Source organism: Phocaeicola sp. ICN-14070, from assembly GCF_037892625.1.
Classification (GTDB): Bacteria; Bacteroidota; Bacteroidia; order Bacteroidales; family Bacteroidaceae; genus Phocaeicola; species Phocaeicola plebeius.
The window spans coordinates 1-15661 of sequence record NZ_JBBKBF010000076.1 but is presented as its reverse complement, the minus strand read 5'-3'; the positions used below and the strand labels follow the sequence as shown (position 1 = coordinate 15661).

At 45.1% G+C, this 15661-nt stretch carries 14 protein-coding genes; 8 read left to right on the top strand and 6 right to left on the bottom strand.

Features of this window, described 5'->3' with window-relative positions; genetic code table 11:
• Nucleotides 1–110: 110 nt before the first annotated feature.
• Nucleotides 111–1892 carry a translation elongation factor 4 gene (lepA, locus tag WKT20_RS15825; protein WP_117700478.1) on the bottom strand — a complete coding sequence of 594 codons (1782 nt, stop codon included), beginning with the start codon at nt 1890–1892 and terminating at the stop codon, nt 111–113.
• Nucleotides 1893–1997: 105 nt separating this feature from the next.
• Here lepA and WKT20_RS15820 point away from each other — a divergent pair, with 105 nt between their 5' ends.
• Genes WKT20_RS15820 through WKT20_RS15805 form a run of 4 tightly spaced genes read left to right on the top strand, consistent with a single transcriptional unit; the run spans nt 1998 to nt 5987 of the window.
• Nucleotides 1998–2579, top strand: coding sequence for a LemA family protein (locus WKT20_RS15820; RefSeq protein ID WP_117673840.1), 582 nt, complete (start codon nt 1998–2000; stop codon nt 2577–2579).
• A gap of 15 nt (nt 2580–2594) precedes the next feature.
• Complete coding sequence (locus WKT20_RS15815) at nt 2595–3515, top strand: TPM domain-containing protein (protein ID WP_340417692.1); 921 nt, start codon at nt 2595–2597, stop codon at nt 3513–3515.
• Between the two features lie 25 nt (nt 3516–3540).
• Nucleotides 3541–4620, top strand: a complete 1080-nt coding sequence (aroC, locus tag WKT20_RS15810) for a chorismate synthase (RefSeq protein WP_117700476.1) — start codon at nt 3541–3543, stop codon at nt 4618–4620.
• A gap of 11 nt (nt 4621–4631) precedes the next feature.
• The gene (locus WKT20_RS15805; protein ID WP_340417691.1) at nt 4632–5987 is read left to right on the top strand and encodes a dipeptidase; all 1356 of its coding nucleotides are present in this window, start codon (nt 4632–4634) and stop codon (nt 5985–5987) included.
• 95 nt (nt 5988–6082) lie between these two features.
• Here WKT20_RS15805 and WKT20_RS15800 read toward each other — a convergent pair whose 3' ends face one another.
• The 3 genes from WKT20_RS15800 to WKT20_RS15790 all read right to left on the bottom strand — a co-directional run bounded on the left by WKT20_RS15800 (nt 6083) and on the right by WKT20_RS15790 (nt 9998).
• A complete protein-coding gene (locus tag WKT20_RS15800) occupies nt 6083–7060 on the bottom strand; it encodes a hypothetical protein (RefSeq protein WP_340417690.1) in 978 nt (325 codons plus the stop codon).
• Nucleotides 7061–7524: 464 nt separating this feature from the next.
• Entirely contained in the window at nt 7525–8544 is a 1020-nt protein-coding gene (locus WKT20_RS15795; protein ID WP_445323292.1) for an endonuclease/exonuclease/phosphatase family protein, read from the bottom strand.
• Nucleotides 8541–9998 carry an aminoacyl-histidine dipeptidase gene (locus WKT20_RS15790; protein WP_118026023.1) on the bottom strand — a complete coding sequence of 486 codons (1458 nt, stop codon included), beginning with the start codon at nt 9996–9998 and terminating at the stop codon, nt 8541–8543. The genes WKT20_RS15795 and WKT20_RS15790 overlap by 4 nt, the downstream gene beginning before the upstream one ends.
• A gap of 144 nt (nt 9999–10142) precedes the next feature.
• On the opposite strand from WKT20_RS15790, the gene WKT20_RS15785 reads away from it, so the two are divergent.
• Both WKT20_RS15785 and WKT20_RS15780 read left to right on the top strand, forming a co-directional pair.
• The gene (locus tag WKT20_RS15785; RefSeq protein WP_007561388.1) at nt 10143–10370 is read left to right on the top strand and encodes a hypothetical protein; all 228 of its coding nucleotides are present in this window, start codon (nt 10143–10145) and stop codon (nt 10368–10370) included.
• Between the two features lie 37 nt (nt 10371–10407).
• A complete protein-coding gene (locus WKT20_RS15780; RefSeq protein ID WP_007561387.1) occupies nt 10408–11004 on the top strand; it encodes an OmpH family outer membrane protein in 597 nt (198 codons plus the stop codon).
• Nucleotides 11005–11081: 77 nt separating this feature from the next.
• Here the strand turns inward: WKT20_RS15780 and WKT20_RS15775 are convergent, their stop codons facing one another.
• Together WKT20_RS15775 and WKT20_RS15770 are read right to left on the bottom strand one after the other, a co-directional pair.
• Nucleotides 11082–12860, bottom strand: a complete 1779-nt coding sequence (locus WKT20_RS15775) for a DUF4091 domain-containing protein (RefSeq protein WP_340417689.1) — start codon at nt 12858–12860, stop codon at nt 11082–11084.
• Between the two features lie 130 nt (nt 12861–12990).
• Nucleotides 12991–13755: a response regulator transcription factor gene (locus WKT20_RS15770; protein ID WP_340417688.1), complete on the bottom strand. Its 765-nt coding sequence runs from the start codon at nt 13753–13755 to the stop codon at nt 12991–12993.
• 121 nt (nt 13756–13876) lie between these two features.
• Here WKT20_RS15770 and WKT20_RS15765 point away from each other — a divergent pair, with 121 nt between their 5' ends.
• On the top strand, nt 13877–14530 hold the full coding sequence (locus tag WKT20_RS15765) for a DUF1349 domain-containing protein (protein WP_340417687.1): 654 nt from the start codon (nt 13877–13879) through the stop codon (nt 14528–14530).
• Nucleotides 14531–14660: 130 nt separating this feature from the next.
• Nucleotides 14661–15509, top strand: coding sequence for a Fic family protein (locus WKT20_RS15760; RefSeq protein ID WP_117700471.1), 849 nt, complete (start codon nt 14661–14663; stop codon nt 15507–15509).
• Nucleotides 15510–15661 lie beyond the last annotated feature (152 nt).

Below are 15661 nucleotides of genomic sequence, written 5' to 3'. Positions count from 1 at the left end.
CAACATTTTTACATAAAAAATTTGCCAGCAATCACAATTTGAAAGATATAAAAAAGGCGTCAAAAAGAGATTTTTTGTCTTTTTGACGCCTTTTCTACGATCTTAAAAGCTTAATCAAGCTTAAGAACCGCCAAAAATGCCTTCTGAGGAACTTCTACCGTACCAATTTGCTTCATACGTTTTTTTCCTTTTTTCTGCTTTTCCAAAAGCTTACGCTTACGGCTTACGTCACCTCCATAACATTTAGCCGTCACATCCTTACGAACTGCCTTGATGGTTTCACGCGCAATGATTTTTGCACCGATAGCCGCCTGAATCGCAATCTCAAACTGCTGACGAGGTATCAATTCCTTCAGTTTTTCGCACATCCGACGTCCTAAATCATACGCATTATCAAAATGGGTCAACGTAGACAAGGCATCAACCGATTCTCCGTTCAACAGAATATCCAGCTTCACCAACTTAGAAGGGCGGAAACCCGACTGATGATAGTCAAAAGAAGCATATCCCTTGGAAATACTCTTCAACTTATCATAGAAATCTATCACAATCTCACCCAAAGGCATCTTGTAATGCAACTCCACACGATTACCTGAGATATAATCCTGTTTCACCAGTTCTCCACGCTTACCCAGACACAACGTCATAATCGGACCGATATAATCTGTTGCCGTAATAATGGAAGCATCAATATAAGGTTCTTCAATATGATCAATCAACGTTGGGTCGGGCATTCCTCCCGGGTTATGCACTTCCTGCACTCCTCCCTGCTTATCGTAAATCATATACGATACGTTAGGAACAGTGGTAATCACATTCATATCAAACTCACGGTCCAGTCGTTCCTGCACAATTTCCATGTGAAGCAGTCCCAAGAAGCCGCAGCGGAATCCAAAGCCCAGTGCTAAAGAAGACTCCGGTTGGAAGGTCAGAGAGGCATCGTTCAACTGAAGTTTCTCCAAAGAAGCACGCAGATTCTCGTAATCTTCCGCCTCAATCGGGTAAACTCCGGCAAAGACCATCGGTTTTACTTCCTCAAATCCATCAATTGCCTTATCACACGGACGACTGATATGTGTAATGGTATCTCCTACCTTCACCTCTTTAGAAGTCTTGATACCGGAAATAATGTATCCTACATCTCCCGTACGCAACTCTTTTCGAGGAACCATATCTATTTTCAATACACCAACTTCGTCGGCATCGTATTCTTTTCCTGTATTGAAGAATTTCACTTTATCGCCTGTACGAATCACTCCGTTAACAACCTTAAAATATGCAATGATACCACGGAATGAATTGAAGACAGAATCGAAAATCAAAGCCTGCAGCGGTGCATTCTCATCACCGACTGGAGCAGGGATACGTTCTACTACCGCCTGAAGAATATCCTCTACTCCCATACCGGTCTTTCCCGATGCACGAATAATATCTTCACGCTTGCAACCCAACAAATCGATAATTTCATCTTCCACCTCTTCCGGCATCGCACTAGCCATGTCACACTTGTTCATCACCGGAATAATTTCCAGATCATGTTCCAAAGCCATGTACAAGTTCGAGATAGTCTGCGCCTGCACACCTTGAGATGCGTCGACAACCAACAATGCTCCTTCACAAGCTGCAATGGAACGAGACACTTCATATGAAAAGTCCACATGTCCCGGAGTGTCTATTAAGTTCAGAATGTATTTTTCACCTTTATAAGTATACTCCATCTGAATGGCATGGCTCTTGATTGTGATTCCACGTTCACGTTCCAGGTCCATATCGTCCAACATCTGTCCTTCTGTGACCTTAATTGTCTGCGTATATTCCAGCAAGCGGTCAGCCAGTGTAGACTTACCGTGGTCAATGTGTGCAATAATGCAAAAATTTCGGATATTCTTCATATATAATATTACAACTTATCAAAATTATTGGGCAAAGATACGCAAAAAATGAGATTTTTATGTATGTTTGCCATTGAAACTAATCATAAAACATAAATAACACGTATGAAAAAAACATGGATTATTGTTATCGCAGTAGTAGCTGTTCTTGTGATATACTGCGTCAGTTCGTATAATTCTTTAGTCACTCAGGAAGAAACCGTAGGCACTGCATGGAGCAACGTAGAAAACCAATATCAAAGACGCTCAGACCTGATTCCTAATCTGGTCAATACCGTTAAGGGATATGCTGCACACGAAAAAGAAACATTCGATGCTGTGGTATCTGCCAGAGCAAAAGCTACTCAGATGACCATCGACATCGAAGACCTGACTCCTGAAAAAATTGAAGCCTACCAGAAAGCACAAGGAGCTGTGGGCAGTGCATTGAGCCGACTGTTGGCTGTGACAGAAAACTATCCGGAACTGAAAGCCAATGAAAACTTTAAGGAATTGCAGGCACAGTTGGAAGGAACTGAGAACCGTATCAGCGTAGAACGTCGTAAATTCAACGAAACTGCACGCGAATACAACACCAGCATCCGCCGTTTCCCGAAAAACATCGTCGCAAGCATGTTCGGTTTTGAAAAACGTCCTTATTTCGAAGCTGAAGAAGGTAGTGAAAAGGCACCTGAAGTGAAGTTCTAACCTACCCTCTTCACAATGAAACGAATATCTTTATTCGGGATACTCTTTTTACTGGCAACTATCTTCAGTACTTTACGAGCTGAAGGATACAAGGTAGAAGAGATTCCCATGGTACACCTGCAAGACCGGACACGATATGTCAGCAATCCTGACGGAGTTCTTAGTGCTGCCGCTGTAACCGCAATGGATACTACCCTCTTTGCTTTGGAACAGAAAACCGGTATCCAGACCGTAGTCGTAGCCGTACGACAAATAGAAGGGGGTGATTGTTTCGACTTTGCCTACCAATTGGGAGAAAAAAACGGAGTAGGCCAGAAAGGAAAAGATAATGGACTAGTCATTCTGCTGGTCACAGAAGAAAGATGTATCCAATTTGCTACTGGTTATGGGCTGGAAGGTATTCTTCCCGATGCCATCTGCAAACGCATCCAAACCCGTTACATGAATCCTTATTTAAGTAAAGGTGACTGGGACTCCGGTATGGTAGCCGGTATTCAGGCTGTGCGACAAGTATTGGATAAAAGTTCCGGTGCTCCCACTCCTACCGAAGAAGAGTCAGACGGACTGCTTCTTTTTATCATCCTGGGATGCTGCTTTATCCTTGTACCTGCCTTATTATGGTATTCTGCACGCCAACGAAATAAATGTCCGAATTGCCATAAGCATACCTTGCAACAGGTTTCGGTTCGTACCATTTCACGTGTAGGTAGCGTACGTACTGAAGAAATTACCTATCTGTGCAGCAACTGCGGACATGTACGTCACACTCACCGAAAAATAGATGACGACGATTTTCATCACCGGGGAGGTAACGGAGGTCCCTTCCTTGGAGGTCCGTTCTTTGGAGGTGGTTTCGGAAGAGGCGGAGGCGGCTTCAGCGGCGGCAGTTTTGGAGGAGGAAGCTTCGGAGGCGGTGGCGCCGGAAGCAGATTCTAATCATAATCAATTATACTATACAACAATGTACAATAACACTTTGGGAAATATCTTCCGTCTCACCAGTTTCGGTGAATCACACGGAAAAGCTATAGGCGGAGTTATCGACGGATTTCCGGCAGGTATCGCCATCGACATGGATTTTATTCAACAAGAACTGGACCGACGCCGTCCTGGACAATCGGCCATTACCACAGCACGAAAAGAAGCCGACCAGGTAGAATTTCTTTCCGGAATATATGAAGGAGTATCTACCGGATGTTCCATCGGATTTGTGGTATGGAATACCAACCAGCACTCCAACGATTATGACAACATGAAAGACGTATTCCGTCCTTCTCATGCAGACTTTACCTATACACAAAAATACGGTATACGCGACCACCGGGGAGGCGGACGTTCTTCAGCCCGTGAAACCATTGCCCGTGTAGTGGCCGGCGCTCTTGCCAAACTGGCATTGCGACAGCTCGGCGTTCGCATCACGGCGTTCACTTCGCAGGTAGGAGAATTCAAGCTGGATAAAGACTATACTGCATACGATTTGAGTACCATTGAAGACAATCCAGTACGCTGTCCTGATCAAGAACTTGCCAAGCAGATGGCTGACTACATTTACCAGACAAAAGGAGAAGGTGACACCATCGGTGGTGTTATCAGCTGTGTCATACAAGGATGCCCCATCGGATTAGGACAGCCGGTTTTCGGTAAACTTCATGCCGCCTTGGGCAATGCCATGCTCAGTATCAACGCTGTCAAAGGCTTTGAATACGGACAAGGTTTCAGTCACATGGAGATGAAAGGCAGCCAGCAAAACGATATATTCTATCGTGACGAAGACAAAATAGCCTTCCGCACCAACCGCTCGGGAGGTATTCAGGGAGGTATCAGCAACGGACAGGATATTTATTTCCGCGTAGCCTTCAAGCCGGTAGCTACGGTATTGATGGAACAGCCTACAGTCGACACCCATGGCAACGAAACCATTCTGAAAGCCCGCGGACGTCACGACCCTTGCGTATTACCCCGTGCAGTCCCCATTGTGGAAGCTATGGCAGCCATGACAATACTCGATTATTATCTGCTCAATAAAACTACGCACTTATAAATAAAAATACCATGGAAATCAAACAATACATCCAAGAAAATGAAGAACGGTTCCTGAACGAACTGTTCAGCCTTATCCGCATACCCAGCATCAGTGCGTTTCCTGCACATAAAGACGACATGTTGGCCTGCGCAGAACGCTGGCGTCAGCTACTGCTCGAAGCAGGAGCCGACGAAGCAATGGTCATGCCCTCAGAAGGACATCCGTTAGTCTATGCCGAAAAGCGCGTCAGCCCCGATGCTCCTACCGTACTCGTCTATGCGCATTATGACGTCATGCCGGCCGAACCGTTGGAATTATGGAAAAGCCAGCCTTTTGAACCGGAAGTTCGTGACGGTCGTATCTGGGCACGCGGTGCCGACGATGATAAAGGACAGTCCATGATTCAAGTCAAGGCATTTGAATACCTCGTACGTGAAGGACTGCTCCGTCACAATGTAAAATTCATTTTTGAAGGAGAAGAAGAAATTGGTTCGCCCAGCCTGAATGCTTTCCTGAAAGCACACAAGGAACTGTTGAAAGCCGATGTAATCTTAGTGTCCGACACCAGCATGTTAGGAGCCGACCTGCCGTCCCTCACTACCGGACTAAGAGGATTGGCTTACTGGGAAATTGAAGTAACCGGCCCGAACCGCGACCTTCATTCCGGACATTTCGGTGGTGCAGTGGCCAACCCTATCAACGTACTTTGCGATTTACTTTCAAAAGTCATCGACACAGACGGACGTATTACCATCCCTCATTTCTACGACGACGTAGAGGAGGTTCCGACTGCCGAGCGCGAAATGATTGCCCAGATTCCGTTCGACGAGAAAAAATACATGGAAGCCATCGGGGTGAAAGCCTTGAAAGGCGAAAAAGACTATTCCACACTAGAACGCAACAGTTGCCGTCCGTCATTCGATGTATGCGGCATTTGGGGAGGATATACAGGCGAAGGTTCCAAGACCGTATTGCCTTCTAAAGCCTACGCCAAAGTTTCCAGCCGTCTGGTCCCTCACCAGCAGCATGAAAAAATCTCCCAGCTGTTTGTAGACTATCTCACACAGCAGGCACCCGACTATGTACAAGTGAAAGTCACTCCTCTGCATGGAGGTGAAGGCTATGTGTGCCCGATTGACCATCCGGCTTATCAAGCTGCAGAAAAAGGATTTGAAAAAGCTTTCGGCAAAAAACCACTGGCTGTGCGTCGTGGAGGAAGTATTCCTATCATCAGCGATTTCGAACAGATTCTGGGTATTAAAACCATTCTGATGGGATTCGGACTGGAAAGCGATGCCATCCACTCCCCGAATGAGAACTTCTCACTTGATATTTTCAGAAAAGGAATAGAAGCCGTAGTGGAATTCCACCAACAATATAAATAACACTGCACAAAGCACATTCCTAAAGGGCACTGCACAAGGAGAAACAAATACACTCACTCCTTGTACAGTGCTTTCATTCTTAATGCTTTCGATGCTTATCTCTTTTCGGTACGCAGCAAATAAAGCCACGTGTTATCTTCCCACGCACCGTCTTCCTGAATAATCTGGAAAAATAGTTCCATTTCTTCTACCTCTTCCTCCGGAAGCCCTTCTGCTCCCTTAGATCTGATATAGCGCGAGACAGCTCTTTGACGATACGGACTGGCAATATTCAGATACAATGAGCCGGAGTTATCCCCCCTTGCAAAATACATAGGCAGGAAGTCTCTTCCGTCATTAAAGAAATCGGTGAAAAAAATTGAACATGGCAGCGGCTCCCCAATCAGTTCCGTTTCCACATAACGAGACTGTTCCTGCGTAAAAATCCAATTCATACGGTTCGGTATCATACTGGAAATATCATATTGCAGCGTAGCAATCTGCACAAAGTTCTCTTCTCCCACTTCTCTCACAAACACATCCAGCGTAGCGTCCGCATGAAATATCACCCGCATCATCTCCGTACGTTGAGCCACCCTCTGCCCCATTTTGCGCAGCACATCTTTCACCAAATCCGTTTTTTTCCATACTTGTCCGTTCCATTCCACTTCTCCCGGACCACCAACTATTAACGACAGACAGTCCTCTCCAAAATGAAAATCATAAGGCGTGTCCAGTTCGATACAGGATTCGTTCATCTGATACCGGCAGGTGATGGACAATTTTTTCTCCTCTTCCAGTGGCATGAAATACCCTTCCACCTCCAGATCATAAGGCTTTCCGGAAGACTTTCCGGAAAAAACAATTTCAGACACTCCAGGAACTACATCCACCGCCAGTTTAATGTCATCCGGAAGTAAGGATGAAATCGTCAGCTGTAGTTTGGTCGTATCCGATTCTATCGCATCAAATTCCACTACGGGATATGCCCATGCATCTTTCACCCCCAATGCTTTCCCGTTCCATTGGAAATCAAAAGCCGAGCCAGAAAAACGAATCTCACACATTTCACTCTCCGGGTTCAGTAGCGGCAATGCCTCTTCATTTTTACAGGAAAAGAAAAGCAATAGTATCCCAACGGACAAACATTTCAAAACCGTTCTCATTTTCTTTCAATTAAAAGTTAACAAAATCAGTTCTCAATGGGAACAAATGGATATACATTGTAATACCAGTCACCAGAATTATAATAATCCCATCGGAACCTAGGGACAAAAGTATGGCTTGACACAATCGTATTTTCCCTACCATCATTTTCCACTTTCATTTCAACAGTTACCACTAATATATAACGTAACATAAAAGTCAAATGATTGATTTCGCAATAAATATACTTTTTTTTATTCATAAAAGCAACTCTAGGGCAAGAAAACATTATTCATTTAGCCAATACTATACGGCTCTTTCATAAGCCAGTACTACCGGGGAAGTACTAATTTAGTTGAAATGAAAGAGCCATGGCCAATATATCAACTTTCAATACGTGCAAGAAACGGCTCTATTCTTCCACTATCAGTTCCAGCAGCACCGGAAGATGATCGCTATATCCTCCGTGATACCGCATTCCTTTATAGGTGCGGAAAGGCGTATCCCCTCCAAACACATTATCTTCTTCCAACAAAAAAGGGAAACGTAGAATAGAGACTTTTTCTTTTGAAGTCCTTGTACGGGCATCCGGCTGCAACAGACCACCGTTCACCACCATCTGATCCAGTACACCCCACTCTCCTTTATAACGATAGGTCCCTCCCTGCTGGTTATCCATCAGATTATACAAGGCACGTGATGTCGGTTGTTCAGCCAAGGCAGACACCCGAAGCCCTTCCTGTAAGGACTTTCCATCAGGATAATCATTAAAGTCCCCCATAATAATAAGACGGGGATTCTGCCGTTCAGCCATGACCGAATCAGCGGCTTGACGGATTCTGCAGGCCACCCACAAACGATAGGGATCTGTTTTCTTTGCCCCTCCCACACGCGAGGGAAGATGACAGACAAAGACATCCAGCGTATCTCCACTTACCACACGCCCTGATACATACAGCACATCTCGCGTAGGACGCATACCCAATGAATCTGACGGAATACGAATTTTCTGTGAAGCGAGCAACCGGAACGAGACTGGTTGATACAACAGAGCCACATCGATGCCACGCTCATCGGGCGAGCTGGTCATGACATACTTATAACCCACTTCACGAAGCGGAGAATAACGGGTCAAACTTTTCAGGCAATAGTCATTTTCCACTTCACACAAGCCCACCAAATCGGGCACCTGCTCCTTTCCTGCTGCCAGTATGACCTTTCCAATCTTATTCACCTTATCCTGAAAGCGACTATACGTCCAGTTCCGTACACTCCCCGGCAAAAACTCTGTATCCTGCTTTAAGGAATCGTGACGGCAGTCAAACAAGTTTTCCACGTTGTACTCCATCACCCGGAACGCATGCTGTGCCTGAGCCGGTGCGGCACTCATGCCGCACACAGCCCATAGCAAGCTATAAATTAATTTTCTCATGAACGAGCCGGAATATTTACCAGCACATCCAGCAGATGACGCCAGAACTTGTCCACCGTAGGAATCAGCATGCGTTCATCCGGTGAGTGCACGCCACGCAGCGTCGGTCCGAAAGAAACCATATCCAATGACGGATATTTTTCCAGGAACAATCCACATTCCAGTCCGGCATGAATCGCTTTCACTTTCGGTTCCACTCCAAACAGGCGTTTGTAGCTTTCTACAGCCACCTTCAGAATAGCAGACGACGGATTCGGTTTCCATCCCGGATAACCGTCACCGGTCACACAGGTAGCTCCACCCAACTCGAATGCTGAACGTACCATCTGCGACATATCCTTACGAGAAGAAAGGATAGAACTACGCTGACTTGTCACTACCACAATCTTGCCGTCACGCATCTTCACCGAAGCCAAGTTAGAAGAAGTCTCCACCAAACCTTCCATATCCTGACTCATGGCATACACTCCGTGATGCACGGCATACAGTGAATGCAGGAAGCGTGTCATGGCTTCTTTCTCCATCACCTCCGCACAAGGAGTTTCCGACTCCAGTTCCATAGTCAGGTTCGGTTCCGTCACCGCAAACTCATTCTCCACCTCAGCCAGGAATATATTCAATGCCACCCGTACATTTTCTTTATCAGCCATCGGCACGGCACAAACGGCATGGGCTTCTCTCGGAATGGCATTATGCAAGTTACCTCCGTCAATGTGGCTCAGACGCAAATCATACTGCTTCATCAAGATTACCAGGAAACGGTCGAGCAACTTGTTGGCATTGGCACGGTTCTTATTGATGTCGTCACCAGAATGTCCGCCGGTCAATCCTTTAACTGCCACACGGAAGAAGAAATAACCTTCAGGAGCTGCTGTCATCGGGCAAGGAAATTCAGCTGTGGTACCGGCACCTCCGGCACAACCGATAAACAATTCTCCTTCATCTTCCGAATCCAGGTTTATCAGAATATCCCCGCTCATGAAACCTTCTTTCAAGGCAAACGCTCCAGTCAGTCCCGTTTCCTCATCCACGGTAAACAAGCATTCCAGCGGTCCGTGCTGAATATCATCTGCAGCCAGCACAGCCAGTTCAGTCGCCATACCGATACCATTATCAGCACCCAGTGTGGTACCTTTCGCCTTCAGCCATTCCCCATCAATGTAAGTTTCAATCGGGTCTGTCTCAAAATTATGTACTGTCTGGTTGTTTTTCTCACATACCATGTCCATGTGCGACTGCAACACCACTTTTTTCAGATTTTCCATACCAGCGGTAGCCGGTTTGCAAATCAAGACATTTCCAGCCTCATCCACTTTATATTCCAGCGCATGGGCTTTTGCAAAGTCCACCAGATAATTTCTGATTTTTTCTTCCTTCTTGGAAGGACGCGGCACACGGCAGATTTCTTCAAAATAATGAAAAACCGATGCCGGCTTCAAATCTTTCTTTTCCATAAAAGTATTTCAATAAACGATTAAAAATTAGATGCAAACAAAAGTTAAATACAGCGTTTTTCCTCACATAAAAGGCTTTTTTAAAGACAAAACCCTGAGGAATCGTGACAAAAACTATATCTTTGCACCACAAAATTAATAGAAATGCTCAAGACTCTCCTGATAACTTTGTTAATAGTTGCTATCTGCATAGCGCTATTATCGGTGAAAATACTTTTCAAGAAGAATGGACGCTTCCCTAACACACACGTCAGCGGAAGCAAGGCCATGCGAAAAAGAGGTATCGGATGCGTGCAATCGCAAGACCGTGAAGCCCAACGCATCAATCCTCACGCCATTCCGGAAAGGCAGTCGGCAGCAACAGAACAATGAAGCTAATAATTAACTAAAAAACGATATCAATATCATTATGAAAAAAATGAATGTTTTGAAAGGACTCCTGGCTCTTGCCGTAGTATTCCTGTTTGCACAATGCACAGACAACAAGGGAACTTCTACTGAAGCTTCTGCTCCGGCAGTAGCAGGTACAAATATGAAGATTGCCTACGTAGAAGTTGATTCGCTGCTCACTAAATATCGCTATTGGAACGACCTGAACGAACTGATGATTCAGAAGGAAGAAAACATCCGTACGACATTGAATGAAAAAGCAAAAGAACTGGACGGCGAAATGAGAGAATTCCAGCGTAAGTTGGAAAACAACGGTTTTGCCAGCCGCGAACGTGCAGAACAGGAAAACGCACGTCTGTTGCAGAAACAGCGCGACTTGCAGCAGTTGCAGGAAAAGCTTTATGCTGACCTTCAGGCTGAAAACCAGAAGAACAGCTTGCAGCTTCGCGATTCTATCAACTCATTCTTGAAAGTATACAACCAGAAAAAAGGCTACAGCCTGATCATCAGCAACACACAGTTGGACAACCTGTTGTTTGCAGACAAGTCACTGGATATCACACAGGAAATCGTTGACGGCTTGAACGCACGTTACACTCCTAGCACAAAGAAATAAATACTCATTTGATTTTATCATACTAAAAAGTCCGGCCATTGCGACCGGACTTTTTTTATTTCCTGCAAATGCATCTTTTACATCTCATTGAGCAAAGCATTCATTTCACTTACCATTTTAGCAGGAGACTTCTTATTCGTCTTTATCCAACCTTCCGGTGTAAATTCCGACAGTTTGGCATTCAGTTTCTTCAATTTTCCGTTTGCTCCCTTGGCTGCCAGTTCTTCCCGAAGGATATGAATTTTCTCACAATCCTGCAAACCTTCCACCAGGCGTTCGAAACGAATACTGCTACGCGGACCAGGATAGATGCTGTACGTATCACCGGCTGCCCACGTACGGAAACGTGAATCACGCAGCGGATCCATCGGCCAGCTGTTTACTGCCCAGCGAAGGTAACCGTCATATCCTCCAGCCACCGCATGAAGCACCGTCCAGGCCGCTTCGGCAGGTTCAGAGAAAGTAAATGTATTAGGGAAAGCCTCCGTACAGCAAGTATACACCGTACTGATTTGTCCTTTCCGTTCACGTTCTGCCTTTACCTCTTCCGGGAACTGATTGCCATAAGGGATACTCAAATAATACAAATCTCCCTGAATCTCCTCATGATAATTGCCGGCCAGTGTAATCTTGAATTCCGGATCGGCCGCCTTAATCACCTTAATGGCTTCACGCATGGCCTCCATCGGGCGTTCATCCATAGAAATGGCCGTTTTTTCGAACCACCCCTTCTCACGCAAGTGACGAGAAAAATCTTTCAGGAACGTGCCCCAGTATTCAGCGTAGGCTTCCTCACCCGGAGCAGCCTTGATAAACTGCACGCGGTTGGTAGCCTGATCAAAATAATCAAAGCTCAACGCCCATGGAATCATCGTATAGCAGCTAATCAAATCCTTGATACCCACTTCGTTCATCATGAATTCCACCCACTTGTCGAACACCGTATAATCATACACCCACGTACCGTCCAGCTTCTTCATCCGGAAAATCATGCTGTCGTAATGGTCTTCCGTCTGTCCGGCCCAAGGCTTGTGCATGATGCTGGCGGTAATAGCCCGCTGCCCCACATTGGCCAGCATCTTCATGATAGGACGCATGGCATCAAAGTGCTCCTTGCTCCACAACGGCACCTGATAGTAACGCGCCACGGCATACGGATTCTGCCACAAGTCCAGGTGAAACGCCCATTTCTGCGGCTCCGGCAACGTACGGTTCACCACCTCAATTTCAAACGGCAGTTTCATGGCTTCAAAATTCTTTCCAGATACCGTCAGCGTACCTTTATACTTTCCGGGGCGTGCATCAGCAGGCACCCATACATTCAGCCACACGGGCTGCGTACTGCGCGCCTGAACTTCGCGTACCCGCACAATATCGAGCACATCGGCCACCATAGAAGAATCCCATTCCACCTTGTTCTCACGAGGACCACAACCTCCGCTTCCATCCTTATTCAATTCATCCGTCATTACATAACGTACGAAATACGTATTCACAGCCGAAGAAGGAATTACCGAAGCTCCGTTCTTCAATTCACTGACTGCAATTTCCGCTCCTTCCAGCTCTTTCTGCGTCCAAAGCACTGCCTGTGCATTCACACGCTCTCCCTTCCAGGCCTTCAGCCGGAGTGTACCAGTAGCTTTCACGTCGGGCACATTCAGTTTCTTGTAGCGCACATCCGTTGTTCCCCAACAAAACCGCACCGGAGCAGTCATCTTGCTCCACACCTCTTTCCCGTCGTGCGACTTCGTATCGGTCAGTTCTACATAATCTCCCAGTGGAAACTTTTCTGCCTGCTGAGAAAAACAGGCCGGCCCGCATGCAAGCAGCGCCGATAAAAACAACATTTTTTTCATTACTTATTATTTAGGTTTAGTGTTAACTTAAAAGTACAGAATAAAGCCAATGCTTATCTTTACAAATTTACAGAAAAATGCCAGAAACCTCTATGGCAAATAATGATTTTTTACCGGATACATTATCACTTTACAAAATTCCCAACTCCTTTGCGACCCTACATGCCTCAATAGAACTTTTTACCTGAAGCTTGCCCAAAATCTCCTGACGATGCCGACTGACCGTGTGCACACTGATAGAAAGCTGGCTGGCAATCTCCTTGCTCATCAAACCCTTATCTATCAACCGGAGAATTTGTTTCTCTCTGTCCGACAAGATTTGTGCATCCTCCTGACCGCCTAATTCCATCATTTCTCCGGTAACCGAATGAACTACCCTGCTCTTGCCGGAAAAGCCGAATAACCATGGAGTATACACGCATAATGCCAGCCACAAACTATTCCCTATAGGAGAAGGAACATAAAACAACCGGTGCAGCACAAACTGATAGTTTCCCTGCACATCCTTTATACGCAACTTATTGGCCAGATAAAAATCAGTCCGCTTTGTCTTGGGCTGGCGTCGCACAAAGTGAAAGAAACGAAGCTCCTGCAAATACTTGTCGTGCAAATCATCGGGATGAATCTGCTTCAAAATCTTTTCCTCCCAAATAGAATCTATTTTCTCTTCCGTGCCATTCTCACGATTCCAGCCAAACACCTGAGAAAAGCGCCCATAGTACACGTAACCCACATTCGTATGCATATCACTCAGCACAGATACCGCATTTTCCATCTCCGCATACCCCATGGCAATTTGCTTGTATCTTTCCAACTCAGCCATCGGCTGTTGCCCTACCTTGTAAAGCAATTTCTGTTTCGAAAACTCATTGTTCAGTTCATCGACTATATTCATACGAAAATGGTTATTAATAATCATTGCAGATTCTTTTCCGGCATCTTACATTTGCAAAGATAACTTCCCGACGAATTTTATCAGCAAATATATCAAAGGAATCGTAATTAAATTATCAGATATGAAAAAACGACTTATATTAGGCATGGCCTTCTGGGCATCCCTGCAATGCGGAATGGCCCAGTCACTGGAAAAAATGCAATGGTTCAACGAACCCGAACAATGGAAAATAGAAAACCAGACACTGACCATGTACGTCACCCCACAGAGTGACTACTGGCGCATTTCACACTATGGTTTTACCGTAGATGATGCTCCGTTCTATTACGCAACTTACGGAGGCGAATTTGAGGTCAAGGTAAAAGTGACCGGAGACTATAAAACCCGTTTCGACCAAGCCGGCCTGATGCTGCGCATTGATCACGAGAACTACATCAAAACAGGCATTGAGTTTGTAGACGGAAAATTCAACCTGAGCACCGTAGTCACCCACAAAACCTCTGACTGGAGCGTCATCACACTAGACAAGCCGGTTCCTTACGTATGGATTAAAGCGGTAAGACGACTGGATGCCGTGGAAATATTCTATTCGTTCGACGACAAGGAATACGTCATGATGCGAAATGCCTGGCTTCAGGACAACACTCCCGTACACGTGGGTCTCATGGCAGCCAGCCCCGATGGAAACGGCTTCAATGCTACCTTCGAGCATTTCAAGGTAAAACACCTTGCTGACCTTCGCCGACAGGAATGGTTGAAAAAGAATGCGGAATAAAAGAGTTTATGAGCTCAATTCCCCAGGCATTTCACTTAACATTCAGGAATGCCTGGGGATCCATTGGCAAACTTTCTTATATAATATGTCAGAACACATATTTTTTTTACCTTTGTAAAAACAAACCACTATGTTCGAAGACCAGATAAGAAAGTACGACAACCTCGTTTCTCAATACAAAAAGATTGTATCAGACAAATTCTGCAAGCAAGACTTTATCGAATACAATGAGATTCTATTCTCTGCCCACAGCTGTGCTATCGAGGGGAACAGTTTTTCTGTGGATGAAACACGTACCCTCAAGGAAAAAGGACTGGGTATGATACCCCAAGGAAAAACTCTCCTTGAAGCGTTTGAGATGCTTGACCATTTCCAAGCATACGAATATCTTCTGAAAAATCTGGACAAACCTTTGTCTGAGGAACTTTTAAAGGAAACACACAAACTACTGACAGAACATACATTGGCATTCCGGACACAACATGACGAACATCCTTCACAGCCAGGAGAATATACCACAGTAGACATGTGTGCAGGAGATACTATTTTTGGAGACCATAAGGAACTTATAAAGCGCGTACCCAACCTATTGGAAAGTACACAGAAAGCAATGGACTCGGGTGATATACATCCCATCATAATCGCAGCCAAATTTCACGGTTTTTATGAATATCTCCATCCTTTTCGAGACGGGAACGGCCGGCTTGGAAGAATGTTTACCAACTTCATTTTGCTGAAAAAAGACCAACCGATACTTATCATTCCCCGTGAAAAAAGAGAAGAGTATATCAGTGCGTTAAGATTCATCCGAAAAGAACGCACAGATGAATATCTGATAGACTTTTTCTTTAACACAGCCATTGAAAGAATGCAATCTGAAATTGAAGAAAAAAACAATATGACAAACAATTTCATTCATGGAATAAATTTTATTCAGAATGAAAAATCCACCTCACAAGACAACGAGATTGAAGCTTAAAACATAACACAAGCACACCCAAAAGACATCATGAAATCCCAAAGAGCCAAAAACGCAGTCAGAAAACTCCTGATGAGTATCTTCTTTTTAGAATGTATAGGAATGACTTCGGTGTATAGCCAAGTACATGAGGCAATTAAACCTCATGTAGA